This is a genomic window from Mesorhizobium sp. P160187 (assembly GCF_057766425.1).
In genome coordinates, this window is the sequence record NZ_JBYMDX010000004.1 from 409,219 (window position 1) to 423,948 (window position 14,730).

The window sequence follows — 14,730 nt, forward strand, 5'->3', positions numbered from 1 at the left end:
TCGGCAATTCCAAACCATGACAGAGCGCCTTACCTTGACGAACCTACGACTACTCTCTGTTGGCTGAACAGAACCTGAATGAGTTTGAGAGCCCTTTAGACTTGTGCGATTTTCGGGATCGATCCGCCTTCAACATAAATAAGACCCGCTGAATGGTGCTCCCCTGAGAGCCTAGATCTGAGCGGTGGAAGGGAAACAATCAGACACTAGCCGCGTCGATCGTCATGAGGCCCCCTTAGCACTGCGATTCACAAGGAACGCCGTCCTTGTCGCGGTCGAGCTTCCCGCCCCACGAGCAGTTTTGGAGATACCAGTTGGATTCGTCGCAGGAAGCGATCTGCGAGCAGGTCCGCCGCGGCTCACATGAATAGCCGCTCTGCGCGACCAGCTTACGGCTGACGAGGCCAAGCGGCTGGCTCGACGGCGCCCCGCCTTCGGCGTGCGCTGCGCGCCAATCCCAGGGCGCCTGAAACGTCCCGCCCCACAAACCGACCTTTGCCGCCTCTGCGGTCGCCTGCTGCTCTGAATAGGCACCGTGGCTGTAGCGCGGCCAATCCAGCGCTTGGCCACTCTCGACCATCCAGGCGGCCACGCTGGCGCCGTCAGCGCGCAGGCAGTCACCGACAAAGCGTTGATATCGGTCCCAAGTCACGAATGTGCAGTCGGTCGGTCTCGAGGCGGCCAGGAAGGCATCTAACGCTTGGGCCGATCGCCGGCCGCACGGATAGTCGGCGCCGCTCGCGTTGTTACAAAGCTGCCGGCTTCGGGCGCGTCTATGCCGTTAAAGCGGATACGCTGGCCGCGGATCTCGATCGTATCGCCGTCGATGACCGACGCAACGCCCGCGATCAGCCCTGGGCTAAGGCTGATCTGGCTCGAAAGATGGATCTGGGGTGCACGGCTGCTGTGCAGGACGAACTGCGTCACGAAGGCGGACATTGCAGCCACCGTGACGAAAATCAGGCGCTTCGGAATGCCAGCCAATTGGCGTGCACCCCGCAGCTTAGCGGCGGTCCGCTTGCCCCATTGGCCCGACCGATTGTCGTATCGGTATTTGTCCAAACCCCTCTCCCTGAGGAGAGGATGCTACTGTTATCGTTTGGAGTCCAGCCGGCCGGCTCCGCAGGGTCGGGAATGCGCTAACTAGCCCGCAACCTGGCTTTCGGTCCTGGCAAGCTTTCGGACGGGTTTGCGGTCAATCTGGTGGTTCGCCGATCTGTTAGCCACAGCGACCTCTTTTTTGCCGCCAACTCTTCGCGGTCGTCATCATCGGCGGTCTTTCCGCCATGTGCGGCGATCGCATAGTCGGCTCTGTTCGTTCGATAGTCTTCTGTTTTCACGGACATCGTTTTTCCTCCCTTTGGCCTTTTCCCTCCCTTGGGCCTTGCGGGCGAGATTAACGGCCTTTGCTTCACGCGAGTCTACCAATTGGAGATTGTGCTAAAATGATACACTCTGTGCTGAGCAAAGCCGGCAATGCGCAGCAGAATTCCGGCGCAGCTTAGCGAGCTGCGCTTGTGGTTGTTCCACTCGAGGCAACACCTAAACGAAACAGGGATTACCCAGTGCGGATCCCTGCCGATGTCGAGACGGCAACGGTCGGGCTTTCCCCCTTGGGACCGCTTATGTCAATCGGCCGATGAGCTTCCTGCCTTCCCTTACTCGAGCGGGAATGCATAACGATTGCGGATGTGGCTGTTTAAATAGACGCCCTTGGCAAAGGCAGCTTTGAACGCAGCAATGCCCTCAGCAGGTACGTCCAAAACTCTAAATCTAGATCGAACGCAGAATTCTGTGATCCCCCTGGAACATCGTCGCCTCGAAACACTCGGGCAGTCGCACTGTTCCCATTCAGTGTCTCCCAAAACTGCCCACTACCTGAACGGTCGTGGGCTTTTTTGTACGTTAGCGGAACCTGAAATTTGGGGGCTTGTTGATAGCACGGCAGCGAGTGGGTGTTCGCTGCTGGTCGAGGTCCCGCAAGACTCGGCCGGGCTCGCATCACCTGCCCCGGTCGGTGCGAGCCCACCGTCGGGCGACCAAGCGAGCTCCCCTGTGTCGGTCCCTATTTGAACTAGGGGACGTCGGCTTCATCATCACGATGGTTTATGTCACGTTATGTCGAACATGCCGAGCGCCGGGCTCGGGCTGCAGCAAGTGCTGGTCGATTGCGGCGGCCTTGAACGCCGCAAATGCTACGGCCGGACTGCAGCTTCCATCCTTGGCCTCCGCAATTAATCGGCACGCATTCCTATAGGCCGCCGCTTCCTTATTTGGCCACTGCCCCAGCAGCGCTTCCTCGGCCTCACAGATAGAGGAAACCGTCATTGATTTCCGGTCTACCAGCCTAACGAAAAGCGGTAAAAAGGTGCTCATCGCACACCTCCCGACCTTTTAGTGCGCCGAACGCAACAAGAGCTTTTTGGTTTCCGAGCCAAATTGGATTTTCGATCCATTTCAGCACAAGCCAATTGAATCGACGGGTTGGGACGACCCAGCCATAGGGAACGGCCTTCTAAATTGTATGGGACCGTGGCGGCAACCACACATTGCTACTCTAAGCGGTCAATTCTTCGGATGTAGCCGTGACTATGGAAACCCGCTGTTGCGTGTCGGTGCCCGACCAGCGGTCTGCCGAGATCAGATAGCCTGGTCATTGTTTCCGCAGCGCCTTGGCTACCCGCTCCAAAGTCTCGCGTTGGTTGCCGTGCTTCGCGATCAGCTCCTTGACCTGCTGGGGTGTGATGCCGGTCTTTGTTGCGAAATATTCAACTTCATAATCCTCGTCGGCTGAGACCCGGTCCCGATCGCGGAAATCCCGCTTGCTCTTGTCGTCGGCCATATCGATTCCTCCTTCGCTCATCCCGCAACGTCGAGTTGACGTGTTTGTTGCACGAAAAGGCTGATTTCCGGTTTCGGAACCATTTTAGCTTAAGCTTATTGAATGGCCGGGTGTGCGGGTGTGTTCATGCGTTTAAAATTCATCCGGCCAATGGAGCCCGAGCTTTTCGATGTGCCGCCGGCCGGCGACGATTGGAGCCACGAAATCAAGTTTGATGGCTACCGCACTCAGGTCATCAAGGATGAAGACGGCATCCGCTTCTTCACAAAGAACGGCTTCGACTGGACGGCTCGATATCGCTACCTCGCCGAAGAGGCGGCGGCGATCGACGCGGAAAGCTTCATCCTCGAAGGCGAAGCTATCATGATCAACGATGCCGGCCTGCCAGACTTCCATGCCATGCAGGCGGTGATTGGGTTACGGCGCCCGTCGCCGGATATCTACCTGGTTGCATTCGATCTGCTGTTCCTGAACGGCCATGACCTGCGCGGGATGCCGACCGTAGATCGTCGCGATATCCTGCAGGACATGGTCCCGACTGGCGGGCACATTCAATTCAGCGAAGCGATGCCGCACTGGTGACGCCGTTTGCCACCTGGTCGACGAGACGGGCTAGAAGGCATGGTCTCGAAGCTCAAGGGCAGTCCATATCGCAGCGGCAAACGAGCGCTTGGCGCAAGATCAAGTGCTTTGAGGAAAAGGAAATGCAAATCATCGGTGCACAGCGCGAGCGCGGCAAAGCTACCCAGGTGATCATGGCTGAAAAGGGCCTCTACAAAGGCGGCGCACTCGTCAACTTCAATGCCGCTGAGCGGCAAGCGCTTTGGGATCGTGTCCAGGGCAAGGTTGGCGGCCCGGTCCCGAAGGGACATAAAAAGGAAAAGGCCGAGTGGCTGAAGCCCGGACTGGTTGGCTGGGTCGAGACCCTCAAAGGCGAAGAGAAGCTGCGGCACGCAAGGTTGCTGGATTTCTGGGAGGATGATGCAAATGGCCATGCCTAAGAAAGATCAGGAACGCGCCACCTACGCTTGGATGTACGGCGCCCAAGCGCGCAAGGATGGCAAGGAGCGTGAGGTGCCGACTTACTGGCAGGAACACGCCGATGCGTGGCTGCAGGGCTTCGATGGCGTTCGGCTCGGCGCCGAGCCGAATCCAGTCAGCGACGAGCTGGAAGCCGAACTGGACGAAGGCGCGGTCAATCATCTGCCGTCGGGAACCTAACTCTGTGATTCGGTCTTATGCCGCTATGAGCACACGTGGCGTCAACTTTCTAGACAAATGGATGGCAGAGCACCTGCCCAACGTATTGGTCGATGACATGGATGATGCTGTCGCGATCAGCGATCTTGCCGACCAGGCAATGAGGCGGCCGATCGAGAGGGCATCAGTTCCGACGAGATCAGCGACGAGGTTGGCAGCGTGTTCGAGGTCATCCTTGAGGCGATTCCGAACCGCGCTTATGTCGCTGACACTTGCCGCACTCGCCCCGCACTGATGGGGCGCAATCCAGCTAACCGACAATTCCGCCGATTCGAAGAGCAATGGCATCAAGTCCGCCTTTGTAAATCCGAGTCAGGACGCGCTCCGCAGCTTCGGCTCTTTGAGCCGTGCACCCGATAAGGTCACCACCACCCAATCTGGCGGGCCTATTGGCGAGGCAGTCCCAAACACTCCACGTTCCCTTGGCTTCCATGTGGCAGTAAAATCTGTGCTGATGATTTTCCATATCTGCACAACGCCTAGCGCGATCTTTAGGGTGCATCACATCCTTGGAGGTGGTTAATGCGCGCCCGAGCGCCGCACAAAGTGAGCACACGTGGCCTAAGATTTCTCGACAGGTGGGTTGCTGCCGAGCAACTGCCTATTGTGGCGCGGGGAGATCCGATCGATGCCAGCGACCTGGCAGATCAGCTGATGACCGCAGCCGAGAAGGCCGGCATCCCTGCCGACGAAATCAACGGCGAGGTCGAAAGCGTATTTGAATCGCTTTTGGAGGTAACGCGGCGTCGCACGGGTGAAATGCTCTAGCCGCGGAACCATTTCCTCCAGAATATCCATTTGGACCTTCTGCGCTTACGAAGCCGCACAATCGGCCTGTCGAAGTCGTCCGGGTCGCACTCGGCAAGAAACCGCCGCCGCCATTCATCGCTTTGCTCGTTTCGCTGCCGTCTGAGACTCAGCTTGCCCTCACGAGGCACGGGAGCATCCAACCCCGCCAGAAGGCCGATGTGCGGGCTGACGCTGTCGAAATCGTCAAGCGTGTCTTCGTAGAACAGGCGGAGTGGTTCGATCCCGGCCCTAGCAAAAAACGAATTCCAGCGACCGGTGCCGATGGCAATCTGGGCAAGGGCGAAGTCGATGCCATACGCCGAGTACTCGGCCTTCTTCACGGCAGCAGTCTTGCTGGTCCAAGCACCATCCTGCGATGCTTTTGCCCAGGAAATTGCCTGGCCGAGCCGATCGCGCCTTTCAAGGTATATCCACCCCGGGTCAGGAAACCACTCCGTATGCCTGATATCCCTGCTTAGCTCATAGAAATGGGACGGGAACAGTTTGGTAGCTGCTACTCCGTTTGGCGTGGCGCTGGCGGCAATACGGGTGCAACGCTCAACCGTCGGGGTCTTCTCTTCTCGGTTGAAGTATTCTTTCGGATCTCCCAGCACGCCCGTGCTGCGCATCTTTTCGCAAAGAAGCGTGCTGCCGGATCGCTGCAAGGTCGCAATGATAAGCGTCTTGCCGGGAGGTTTCCAACCTGTGGGCGGGCTGATCAGCACTTCAGGGATGCAAAATCGACGTCAGTTCGACCTGCCGGTCCTTGGCGAAGTAAATAGCTCCATCATAAGCGTGTTTCTCCTTCGCCGCGGTGCTCCATGCAGAACCAGTGCGAGGGCGCCCGTGGCTTCGCAAAGCCGAACCCTCCATCTTTGCCACAGCCGGCGTGCTCGCACGCAGGATTGTCGACCCGTCGTCGATCACGCGGTGCCGCTGTCATGCCTTCGGCAAGCCGTGATGGTTCATCGCTCATGCTGAAAAGATTCCACAAATCGTCTTGACGGGCAAGGAAAATGTTCCTTTTTTGTTCACATGGCGCACGATCCGATCGACACGCTGGGCAAGGCGACCCGGCACAACATGCTTGTGAAGGCAGAGTGCAGCTGCGGCAATGTCCGCTACTGCCGGTCCGCAGACCTGATGATGGTCTATGGCGGCGGCGTCGATCCCCTGAAGCTGAAGTTGTGGCGCAACCTGCGAGCCGGCGCTCCGACATAGACTCCGCCGGGTTCGGTCGAGCGGGTCACTACAGAACCTGCTCCGATGGTACAATCTGCCGCAACTTCGATATTGTCATAGATTGTTGCGTTCAAGCCGACAAAGCCCCCCGGTCCTATGCTCGTATTTCCCCCAATGCAGGCCCCAGCAGCAATAAAGCATCTATCGGCAATACGGACATGATGCGAGACATGGGCGGCGCTGCGGATTATGCAGTTGCCGCCTATTGTCGCGAAGGGCTGGATTACCGCGCCGTCGAATATGAAGCTGTTCTCCTCGATCCTGAAATCGGGCGCGGCGATGGCCCGGCTAGCCAAATAGCTGATCGTCTGGAACCCCCGCGCCTTGACCTGATCGAGCAGCCTTCCCCTGACGCGATTGTTGTCGTGCGGGCCGATCGCAACCCCAATCGCGGTTTCAGATGGATCAAAGATGCCCTCGATATCCTCGAATGCATAGACCGGCAGATCGTGGTGCCGGTCCTTCGAAAGAAAAGCACGTTCGACAGTGAAGGCCGCCACCAGATGGCTGCTGTCATGCTTCAGGGAATACCACACCAAGCTGGCGAACGGCCCGTCGCCAAAAACAACTACCTTCATGACTTACCTCGTGGCACAGGCTCCGGCAGAGACTGAGTCGCGCGCCATGAGCTCCAGCAACGCCTCGATTTGCGCATCGGCAATATCAGCCATGCCGCCATGACATGGAATGTTGACAATCCGGTCATGGATGCAACCGGCCATCCTGGCTGAGTTTGACAAGGGCACGTAGTACTTGCCGCAGTCGAAACCGAGATCCGGCAGATCTTCAAGTCTGATCGGCCCGGGGGCCAGAACCGGCACGCTCGCCGCTATCGTAACGTCATCATAATCTCCCAACCGTTTGAGGTTGAATCGGTCGACCAATTCGGCAATTCGACGGCGCTGAGCGCGATAGCGGGCCGACCAAGCCGGCATCGTCTCGAGCCGATCGATGATCGCGGCGGCCGCCAGGTCCGACAACTTGCCGTTGGAGGCGCTGGGCAGGACCCAGGCCGGCTGATCCTCACCGAAACTCAGGATCGAGCGGGCCAGCGACTCATCCGCAGCAGGCACGAATAGACATCCTCCCTCGCCGAAGCCCCACGGCTTGGTGTGGTGGAAGCTAACGATCTCGATCACGTCCGGCCCGACAATGCGTTGTCCAGGAAAGGCCAAAGCAGCGTCGACAATCAAGGGCTTGCCCCGCTCGCTGCAAAAGTTTCGATAGGCCGACATATCGCGCTGTAGTCCGAAGGGGCGGGTGACCAGCAACCCGTCCCAACCGTCATCTGGCATGGTGCCAAGCGTAGAGAGATCGAGAAAACCCTGCGCGTCACAGTCCACCGCCCGGGTCATTCCCGCAAACGGGCCTGTCTGCGTCGCGGAGAACCCGAAAGCCGAGATCGCCCAGCGCAGAGACTTGCCTGCCTTCGCGGCAAAAATGCCGGCCGCGGCATACAGGGCCGCAGTTCCCGAACTGGCCATCACGGTAGAGTACGACTCCGGTAGATGCGAGACATGGCTGATGATGCGGCCAAGCGCTACTGATAGGGGTCCGCTGTTGGTCCACTGATTCTGCTCCGCACAAAGAATGCTCAATTCCGCCAGGCGGCGCCAATCCGGCACCTTGGCTTCGACATAGCGGACTCGGCTGCCAGCGGGTCGGCTGGCGAGATCTGGGTCGAAGTAGGATCGTGGTGGCAGGCCACCAACAAACGCCAACTGATGGCCGCCAAGGTGGGGTTGCCTCATGGTCATGCCTTGTCGTCGCGCAGTGGCCGAGGCGTTGCATTCAGGTGCGGGATGGTCATTCCCAACTGGCCGATGCCCAAAAATCGGGCGAGTTCAGCGGCAGCCGTGTCGCGCGAAAGGTTGAGCACGAGCAAGCTATGGGGCCGCCCATTGAAATGTTCGATCACATCGGCGTTGTGCTTGAGATAGTGCGCTTTGTAAATCTCGGGGTCGTACAAGGACGCTTCATTGATGCCGTACACGTATAGCTGCTGGCGCCACAACCAACCCGGTTCATGGTAGCCGAACTGCTTGAGATCGGCTGGTGTCGGCTGTCTGTCCACGCCGATCAGATGAGAGTGAAACGTCGTGACCGATTTGTACCATTGATCCGCGGAATCCCGCACTGTCAGGATAAACTTTGCGCCTGGGAAGGCGATATCCAGCGCTCTGTATGTAGAGGGCAGGCTGAACGGCACGTCCTGAAAAGCATCCGCCGAATGGCAATAATCAATCAGGGCACGAAAATCGCGACGGTGCCAATCATCTAGCAGCCCCTCAGCCTGATGCTGCGAGCCAATCCTGTAGCCAACCATTCCCAAGGCTGCGGCAAGGGAGGTTGTTCCGGTCTTGTTTCTGCCGATGACGAAGACCTTTTGAGAGATGGTCAACAAATCATTGATGGCCTTCAGATGGGTGGCGAAGATGCGTCCCTCGAACCTGCCGTGCAACAGATAGTGCAACAGCGGATTGATCCGGGCAGTACGGACGTCCTCATAAGTATCCAAATACCAGGAAGTGCTGAAGCTCGGGCTCGGATCCCGATTCTCGATCCCACCATGAACAAGATAGTGCAAGGCTGGGTCGACGCCGGCATCGCGCACATCAGGATAGTGGTCGAGGTACCACTCAGCGTTGAACAGAAAAGACGCTCCGATCAAGTCAAGCCAAGTCGCTCGCCTGACGCGTCCTGCCAGCCGAGTTGCTAGGTCATCCATTATCATCGCAGCACCGCGTCAATGCATAACCGTCCACGAATACCGAACAGGGAGACAATTTCTTTTTCGAGCGCATTGATTTGGGCCCATATGATCTGCTGGCGGGACGGCTGATTGGGACATAATTTCAAGACTTCGTGCAGCATCACCATGATGCTCAGGCCGTGAGCGCGCAGATGCGCGTATCTGTTTTCAGAACCCTGCCACCAAATCCCGCCAGAGTGGCGTCTGTATGCTGCCATGACCTCAGGAATGAAGGCGATCTTGCCGGATAACGCGTGAAACAGATTCATGTACCAGTCGTTCGGCAACATGTTCGAAACCGACAGCTTTCGGTAGGATTGCCGTCGAAACATCGCCGAGTTGGCCGGAATGAAATTTTGGGACACTAGAGTTTCCACGTCGAACCTGGCGATAGATCCATCCTGGGGAAACTGAGAGGCGGGTTCGCTGCCGTCGTCAAAACGGAACTGGACCGGGTGGAAGCACACCGAACATTCCGGCCGCTCGTCCAAGATGCTGACCTGCTTCTCCAGCTTGTTCTCGTCGGTGAAATAGTCATCGCCATCGCAGACAATCCAGTATTGGCCCCGTGAGAGCGGCAGCAGAAACTTCGCGACCATTCCCCTGATGCCGCAGGAATACAGATTGGTCTGCTGCGTTACCGCGCTCACCAATTGCGGATATTTCGCCACGTAGGCGCGCACGATGTCTGTCGTTCCGTCGCTCGAGGCGTCGTCGTGCACGATCACCTCGAACGGGAAGCTGGTTTTCTGCATGATAATGGAGGCCAGGGCTTGATCGATGAAGGATGCGTGATTGAAGGTCTGGCAGAGCACCGAAACCCGGACGGCATTGTCTGCTGGTGCAGCATGCGGCATAATTCAGTTTTCCCTGCTTCTGCATTTTTCATTAAGGGAGTCGGTGGCTTGGTGTAAATGTCCGGATGCTCGTGACCAGGGCATTCCGACCGTCGCGGCGATCCTCCAGCGGCATGCCGTGGGGCATGATCGCTGTGACGCTGTCTTGCGGGCTGCTAGGCGGGCTTGCATTCGGTCGTTTGGGGCAATGGCTATATGCGAGATACTGGCGGCCGATTGCCAAGATGGCGCAAACGGTCAGTCCAGAACTTCAACCTCAAGCCCATTACAGGTGATGTCGCCGGCGCTCGCCGTGCCGTTCTGACCCTGGAGCTTGACAGCAATTGCTCCGCTGATTGCTTCGGTCGCCGTGCCGCTCGTCACTTGAGTGCTGGTGGTGAGCGTTTCGCGGACGTAAGACTGCGTGGCAGCGCCCGTCACGATCACTTCCGCTTCGATCTTCCAACCAACGCCGTTCAGTGCCCCGGTCCAGCCGCCCAGGTTGGTCGCGCCGAAGAACAGCCGTCCGGTTTTGGTGTTCGCGTTGGCAGCAGTCGTACCCCACGCCTTCAGACGGACCCGCCTGCCGATCGCTAGCGACGCTGCAGGGATGGTGTACGACATCAGGTCTTCGGCGGTGGTCACGGCGGTGGTCTGAGCGGGCGTTACGTTGACCGACACCGCTTCAGATGACTTTCCATTGACGACGCGCTGGCCGGTCGCGTTCACACCGGCAGTGCCGATGTAGTTGCGTCCTTCCATGATAACGTCTTTGCGCAGGCAGCTGGTCAGGTTGACTTCGAAATTGCCGCCTGCGTTCTGGTTGTTATTCTCGGCAGTGACGCCGGCAAGGATGACCTTGGTCGCGCCCACATCCACCTTGATGCCATCATGGTTCATGTATGCCGCGAGGAAGTCCCGCACGACGATATCGGTTGCAGTAGCGCGAATGCGCAAGGACGCATCGGTACTGCCCCGCAGGTAGCCGTTGGTCGAGTTCGAGTTGTGAATGCGCCAGGTCCGGCCCGCGATGTCGAAGCCGGCGATGGTCGCTTGATCCATGCCGCAATTGACGATGTAGACGTACGACGGAATAAGCGTGTCGGTACCGACCTGTGCGTGAACACCAACACGCGGCCAGCCGATAATCACGTTGTTAAGAAACACGCCCTGACAGTCGCCTGTCATGGAAATGCCGTCAGCGCCGCCGTCGAGCGATGCCACGTTCACGTTGTTGAAGTAGACCGAAACCGCGCGGCTTAGCTTGAACATCTTCAAGTCCTGCCAGGTCGACGCGCCGGTGCCCTGCTGATTGAAGTTCGTGATGTTGACGTTAAAGATGTAGTGCGTGTCGTCGTAACCTTGGAAGACCCACGTTCCTGCGCCGCGCTGATGGATATCATCGATATTGATCCAGCCAGTCTGCGACGCCCCGCTGTTACCGGTGAAGATCGCGCAGTAGGCCATATCGCCGGTAAAGCTCAGCCCCTTGAGCGAGGTATAGTAGGGCGTCGTTTCCCGAACAGCGGTAACGCCGGTCTTGCCGTTGGCGGCAAAGTGCAAGTTCTGGAGCTTGAACGAGATCGGCGAATTCGCCGAAATCACCGCGCCAGTTATGTCGATCATGATCGTATTGTTGACGGTCGGGATCAGTTTCGCCTCACCGATGCCCCGCCATCCGCCACCAGTTGCGCGGTTGATCGCCTGTCCGTCGAAAAGATAAGTGCCGGGCGGGAAGATGAGTTCTCCGCCGATAGCCGCACGGGCAGTCTCGGCCAAAGCAATCGCTGCCGTGTCATTCGCGACACCATCGCCAACAGCGCCAAAGTCCTTGACCGACAGTATCTCGGTGAACTTGTTCTGAATCGTGCGGGAAACGGCACTCGTGCCAGTCTGCAGATTGACGAAGGTGGCGGAAAGCGCAGCAACGCTTGCCGAAGTCAGCAAGCCACGACCGTACGACGTGGTGGCGAGCGCCGCGATTGAAGTCAGATCCGCGTCAAGCGGCTGGACGGACACGCCAACGGCTGCCGCGATCCGCGCATCGGCCGCCGCTGAGAAGTTCGAGATCGTCGCCGCCAGCTGCGTTCCGGTATGGTTGGCACGCGCAAACGCGTCAGCGGCCTTGCCTTGCGGATCGTAGGTCGACTGCAGCATGACGCCTGCCGTGTCGATCACCAAGCTGAAATCGGCCAGAAGCTCCCAATCGCCGCCGGAAAGGTCAGTCGCGAAAACGCCTGACGTGTGCGAAACCAGGCAGCTGTAGAACGCAGTGCCGTGAAAAACAGTGTCGCGCGCGGTGTACGCGGTCGCAGTCAGCCACGCCGACGGCGGCCCGAAGCCGAGCGACACTTCGTCCTTCAGCTGGGATAGCCGAGGCTGTTGTTGGCCAGCGCCAGGTCATCGCGCTGCAAGCGGGCTAGGTTCGCCGCGAAGCGCTGGGTGGCCGCGGCAACCGCGTCCAGCTCTCCGTCCACCTTGTCTCCGGGCAGTGGAGTTTTGGGGTGCCCGGATTGAAAGCCGATGAATGAAAAGGCGCGGGCGTAGGGGGCTGGCTGAGTCATGTCGCGGCGGTCCTGGAACGGGACGCCACTCGCGACATGGCAATTACGACAGATCGACAGCAAGATAGGACAATTCTCCTATGAGGTCAATCGTTCGACGAGCTTATCGGTCGATATTGCGACCGGCCGGAATCACGGATCGGCTTCGATTTCCGTGATTGTGTATTGCCATCGCATGTACGTCGGAGCAGGCATGCCCTGCAGGCTCACGTAGCCGCTGAACTCCCTCAACTGCTGGGGCGGGACGTTCAAGTCGTATGCCCAATACTCAGCTTCGCCGACCACATCACATTTGTCGTTCAGTTCCACGCAGTCTTGCGCCGTGATTTTCATCCGAACAGACTTAAGACGGTAGGCGCTGCGGTTTCGAATTTTCCCCGAGATCGAGTGGAACGTGTCAGGGGACATACGCAGGTCGATCAGATCTATCTCATCCGGCTTTATAAGCGTCTTGGCGTAGGCGTTCCGGGCTTCGGCTCGTTCATTGCTGTGGTAGAAGTAGAGGGCGCCCACGGCCGCGACCATGATCATGGCGGCGACCAGCCACGCGAGCAGCCTCCTGAAGCCAGAATAGTTGATACCGAAGTAGAGCACCGCGACCGTGACGATCGCGGCAGCGATCCAAGGCATATTGCTCCCCCCACATGGATCCGGCCGTCCGGTCTGACGTTCTCTTGCAAACCAGTTTTGCGCAAAATGAAAACATAGTAAAGCGGGTACGCAAGGTTGCTCAAAAGTACATCCGACCAGGGGCGGGGGGTGGATACCCCACATGGCGGCTGTTGCATTGTAGGATGAGAAGTATCGCAGCAAGATCGATACAAAACAATACACAAAAACAATGACTTGCCGAAACTAACACTTGCTTTGGCGCGGTTTTAGATCAATCATGATCTCGGCCCGATAAGAGGTCGCTCAAACTGAATAGGCAAACGGACATGACTACGAACGAAACATCGAAAACGATTGCTATCAATCTTGGCGAAGTCTGCGGCATAGCGGCCGGCGGCCGCAGCTATGTAGTGTCCAACCAGATTTGGCCGAGGCTAAAACGCGGCGAAACGATCATCGCCAATCTGCTTAAGGCGCTCGATGAAATCCAATGCGCACTAGGTGCCGCCAGGGTCATGTATACGCTGCCGAAGCGTTCTAAGACCTCAGGTGCGCGACGGGCCGCAAGATCCGATCTAACGGCAGTGCTGAAGCAATGGGCCGACGAGAAGGGATTACCTTGCACCGCAGTTGCAGAGCCGAATCTGAAAAAGCGGTTCACAGGCAACGGCAATGCGTCGTCTGACCTGATGATTGCAGAAGCCGAACGGCGCGGCTTTCGGCCCGCCGGCAAGGCCGAAGCGTTCGCAATCGCGCTTTTTCACCTGGCTTTTGCGGGTCAGGAAGTCGACGGCGACTTCCTTTCGCCGATAGGCGCCTAACTCAACAGCTCGCCCACGACGATTTCATCGTCCAGCAACTTCCTGCCTAGGCCGCGCTCTATGTGCGGCCTAAGCATTTCCAATGGGTAGACGGCATTGCGCAAGGTGTACTCGGCGGCCTGGCACCGCGCCTTGACCGGGTCATTCGAATACCGCGCTGCCAGAAGAAAGTTCGAAGTCACTTCATACTGCGCCCACAGTTCGCGTTGGTCGGGCGCGTCGTGAGGTGGACAGGGCAACCCTGACAGCCTCTCGAGCGCGGCGCAGATATCGGGAATCTTGTGCGGTTCGCCAGAGCCTCGGGCGCTTTGCTTTTTCATTGAAGCGACTTCGGCGCCGCCATCGCTGCAGCTGCTGCCTGAGCAAAGCCGTCAAGGATGGCTTTGTAATCCGGCGCGGGGCCGCCATCGCGCCGCTGCTCGTCGTCAAGATCCCTGGACGAACCGGCCAAGCCGGCGAACTCAAGAAGTGCGCGACCAGCTGCAACCTTGGCAGGCGCTGGCGACCTATCGCTTTCCGCCACCGTGATCAAGGCGTGAAGGCCGACAACGCCCGCTCGCGCTCGCTGGCGAGTGACTTCCTGGAGGATCATTTCGTGCACGGTTGGCGACTCTAGCGCGCGGCGCCCCAGATCGTCGGCCGACTTTTCGGAATATCCGGCTTCGATCGCTGCAGCTTTCGCATTACCGCCATTGCGGGCGTAGGCAATCGCGAATCGAATTTGTAGCTCTGTACCTGAGGCAGACATGGCGGATATTCCGACGGTGGACACTGGTAGGAATATTATCACAATCTGCTGCCAAAACCAATGGCGCGGTGCCTATGCGGTTCCAGCGATTTACTCGCTCGATCCAAAAACTCGCTATGTATCTGGATTATAAAGAGGAAAATGGTGGGCGATGCAGGGATTGAACCTGCGACCCCACCCGTGTGAAGGGTGTGCTCTCCCGCTGAGCTAATCGCCCGCTCGTTGCCCGAAGGCCAAGCGAGCCGCGATATAAGAGAGGCATGC

General features: G+C 58.3%; 18 protein-coding genes, 1 tRNA gene and 1 pseudogene. 5 read left to right on the top strand and 15 right to left on the bottom strand.

Annotation, left to right across the window (positions count from 1 at the left end):
* Positions 1-235: 235 nt before the first annotated feature.
* The 4 genes and pseudogenes from AC3CCE_RS18925 to AC3CCE_RS18940 all read right to left on the bottom strand — a co-directional run bounded on the left by AC3CCE_RS18925 (position 236) and on the right by AC3CCE_RS18940 (position 2,842).
* Positions 236-388: an excalibur calcium-binding domain-containing protein gene (locus AC3CCE_RS18925; RefSeq protein WP_488377213.1), complete on the bottom strand. Its 153-nt coding sequence runs from the start codon at positions 386-388 to the stop codon at positions 236-238.
* Between the two features lie 30 nt (positions 389-418).
* Positions 419-912: pseudogene (locus tag AC3CCE_RS18930) on the bottom strand (thermonuclease family protein); the annotation flags it as partial.
* A gap of 1,194 nt (positions 913-2,106) precedes the next feature.
* Complete coding sequence (locus AC3CCE_RS18935) at positions 2,107-2,376, bottom strand: DUF982 domain-containing protein (protein ID WP_352512048.1); 270 nt, start codon at positions 2,374-2,376, stop codon at positions 2,107-2,109.
* A gap of 277 nt (positions 2,377-2,653) precedes the next feature.
* Positions 2,654-2,842 carry a DUF3606 domain-containing protein gene (locus AC3CCE_RS18940; protein WP_023708231.1) on the bottom strand — a complete coding sequence of 63 codons (189 nt, stop codon included), beginning with the start codon at positions 2,840-2,842 and terminating at the stop codon, positions 2,654-2,656.
* Positions 2,843-2,968: 126 nt separating this feature from the next.
* On the opposite strand from AC3CCE_RS18940, the gene AC3CCE_RS18945 reads away from it, so the two are divergent.
* From AC3CCE_RS18945 to AC3CCE_RS18960, 4 genes are all read left to right on the top strand, one after another.
* Complete coding sequence (locus tag AC3CCE_RS18945; protein ID WP_352512047.1) at positions 2,969-3,424, top strand: ATP-dependent DNA ligase; 456 nt, start codon at positions 2,969-2,971, stop codon at positions 3,422-3,424.
* Positions 3,421-3,843, top strand: a complete 423-nt coding sequence (locus AC3CCE_RS18950; protein WP_352512045.1) for a hypothetical protein — start codon at positions 3,421-3,423, stop codon at positions 3,841-3,843. Before AC3CCE_RS18945 ends, AC3CCE_RS18950 begins: the two co-directional genes overlap by 4 nt.
* On the top strand, positions 3,830-4,063 hold the full coding sequence (locus tag AC3CCE_RS18955; RefSeq protein ID WP_488377179.1) for a hypothetical protein: 234 nt from the start codon (positions 3,830-3,832) through the stop codon (positions 4,061-4,063). The genes AC3CCE_RS18950 and AC3CCE_RS18955 overlap by 14 nt, the downstream gene beginning before the upstream one ends.
* A 561-nt stretch (positions 4,064-4,624) precedes the next feature.
* Positions 4,625-4,870: a hypothetical protein gene (locus tag AC3CCE_RS18960; protein ID WP_352512043.1), complete on the top strand. Its 246-nt coding sequence runs from the start codon at positions 4,625-4,627 to the stop codon at positions 4,868-4,870.
* Here the strand turns inward: AC3CCE_RS18960 and AC3CCE_RS18965 are convergent.
* The 8 genes from AC3CCE_RS18965 to AC3CCE_RS19000 all read right to left on the bottom strand — a co-directional run bounded on the left by AC3CCE_RS18965 (position 4,867) and on the right by AC3CCE_RS19000 (position 12,915).
* Positions 4,867-5,616, bottom strand: coding sequence for a Stf0 family sulfotransferase (locus AC3CCE_RS18965; protein WP_352626250.1), 750 nt, complete (start codon positions 5,614-5,616; stop codon positions 4,867-4,869). The two genes, AC3CCE_RS18960 and AC3CCE_RS18965, sit on opposite strands and share 4 nt — an antisense overlap.
* 426 nt (positions 5,617-6,042) lie before the next feature.
* Complete coding sequence (locus tag AC3CCE_RS18970; RefSeq protein WP_352512039.1) at positions 6,043-6,711, bottom strand: acetyltransferase; 669 nt, start codon at positions 6,709-6,711, stop codon at positions 6,043-6,045.
* A gap of 3 nt (positions 6,712-6,714) precedes the next feature.
* Entirely contained in the window at positions 6,715-7,890 is a 1,176-nt protein-coding gene (locus AC3CCE_RS18975) for a DegT/DnrJ/EryC1/StrS family aminotransferase (protein WP_352626251.1), read from the bottom strand.
* Positions 7,887-8,861: a sulfotransferase gene (locus tag AC3CCE_RS18980; protein ID WP_352626252.1), complete on the bottom strand. Its 975-nt coding sequence runs from the start codon at positions 8,859-8,861 to the stop codon at positions 7,887-7,889. Before AC3CCE_RS18980 ends, AC3CCE_RS18975 begins: the two co-directional genes overlap by 4 nt.
* 2 nt (positions 8,862-8,863) lie before the next feature.
* The gene (locus AC3CCE_RS18985; protein WP_352626253.1) at positions 8,864-9,742 is read right to left on the bottom strand and encodes a glycosyltransferase; all 879 of its coding nucleotides are present in this window, start codon (positions 9,740-9,742) and stop codon (positions 8,864-8,866) included.
* A gap of 237 nt (positions 9,743-9,979) precedes the next feature.
* Positions 9,980-12,073, bottom strand: a complete 2,094-nt coding sequence (locus tag AC3CCE_RS18990) for a polysaccharide lyase domain-containing protein (RefSeq protein ID WP_352626254.1) — start codon at positions 12,071-12,073, stop codon at positions 9,980-9,982.
* An 8-nt stretch (positions 12,074-12,081) separates the two neighbouring features.
* Entirely contained in the window at positions 12,082-12,348 is a 267-nt protein-coding gene (locus AC3CCE_RS18995; RefSeq protein WP_352512031.1) for a hypothetical protein, read from the bottom strand.
* A gap of 69 nt (positions 12,349-12,417) precedes the next feature.
* On the bottom strand, positions 12,418-12,915 hold the full coding sequence (locus AC3CCE_RS19000) for a hypothetical protein (protein WP_352512029.1): 498 nt from the start codon (positions 12,913-12,915) through the stop codon (positions 12,418-12,420).
* Positions 12,916-13,223: 308 nt separating this feature from the next.
* Between AC3CCE_RS19000 and AC3CCE_RS19005 the strand changes: the two genes are divergently transcribed.
* Complete coding sequence (locus AC3CCE_RS19005) at positions 13,224-13,718, top strand: hypothetical protein (protein ID WP_352512027.1); 495 nt, start codon at positions 13,224-13,226, stop codon at positions 13,716-13,718.
* Here the strand turns inward: AC3CCE_RS19005 and AC3CCE_RS19010 are convergent.
* The 3 genes from AC3CCE_RS19010 to AC3CCE_RS19020 form a co-directional block, all read right to left on the bottom strand.
* Positions 13,715-14,038, bottom strand: coding sequence for a hypothetical protein (locus AC3CCE_RS19010; protein ID WP_352626255.1), 324 nt, complete (start codon positions 14,036-14,038; stop codon positions 13,715-13,717). The two genes, AC3CCE_RS19005 and AC3CCE_RS19010, sit on opposite strands and share 4 nt — an antisense overlap.
* Positions 14,035-14,466 carry a terminase small subunit gene (locus AC3CCE_RS19015; RefSeq protein ID WP_352512026.1) on the bottom strand — a complete coding sequence of 144 codons (432 nt, stop codon included), beginning with the start codon at positions 14,464-14,466 and terminating at the stop codon, positions 14,035-14,037. The genes AC3CCE_RS19010 and AC3CCE_RS19015 overlap by 4 nt, the downstream gene beginning before the upstream one ends.
* Positions 14,467-14,608: 142 nt before the next feature.
* Positions 14,609-14,683: transfer RNA gene (locus AC3CCE_RS19020), tRNA-Val, on the bottom strand.
* Positions 14,684-14,730 lie beyond the last annotated feature (47 nt).

Coding starts and splice junctions, on each gene's coding strand:
- AC3CCE_RS18935 (WP_352512048.1), bottom strand. CDS start 2,376: ATGAGCACCTTTTTACCGCTTTTCGTTAGGCTGGTAGACCGGAAATCA.
- AC3CCE_RS18940 (WP_023708231.1), bottom strand. CDS start 2,842: ATGGCCGACGACAAGAGCAAGCGGGATTTCCGCGATCGGGACCGGGTC.
- AC3CCE_RS18945 (WP_352512047.1), top strand. CDS start 2,969: ATGCGTTTAAAATTCATCCGGCCAATGGAGCCCGAGCTTTTCGATGTG.
- AC3CCE_RS18955 (WP_488377179.1), top strand. CDS start 3,830: ATGGCCATGCCTAAGAAAGATCAGGAACGCGCCACCTACGCTTGGATG.
- AC3CCE_RS18960 (WP_352512043.1), top strand. CDS start 4,625: ATGCGCGCCCGAGCGCCGCACAAAGTGAGCACACGTGGCCTAAGATTT.
- AC3CCE_RS18970 (WP_352512039.1), bottom strand. CDS start 6,711: ATGAAGGTAGTTGTTTTTGGCGACGGGCCGTTCGCCAGCTTGGTGTGG.
- AC3CCE_RS18975 (WP_352626251.1), bottom strand. CDS start 7,890: ATGACCATGAGGCAACCCCACCTTGGCGGCCATCAGTTGGCGTTTGTT.
- AC3CCE_RS18980 (WP_352626252.1), bottom strand. CDS start 8,861: ATGGATGACCTAGCAACTCGGCTGGCAGGACGCGTCAGGCGAGCGACT.
- AC3CCE_RS18985 (WP_352626253.1), bottom strand. CDS start 9,742: ATGCCGCATGCTGCACCAGCAGACAATGCCGTCCGGGTTTCGGTGCTC.
- AC3CCE_RS19000 (WP_352512029.1), bottom strand. CDS start 12,915: ATGCCTTGGATCGCTGCCGCGATCGTCACGGTCGCGGTGCTCTACTTC.
- AC3CCE_RS19005 (WP_352512027.1), top strand. CDS start 13,224: ATGACTACGAACGAAACATCGAAAACGATTGCTATCAATCTTGGCGAA.
- AC3CCE_RS19010 (WP_352626255.1), bottom strand. CDS start 14,038: ATGAAAAAGCAAAGCGCCCGAGGCTCTGGCGAACCGCACAAGATTCCC.
- AC3CCE_RS19015 (WP_352512026.1), bottom strand. CDS start 14,466: ATGTCTGCCTCAGGTACAGAGCTACAAATTCGATTCGCGATTGCCTAC.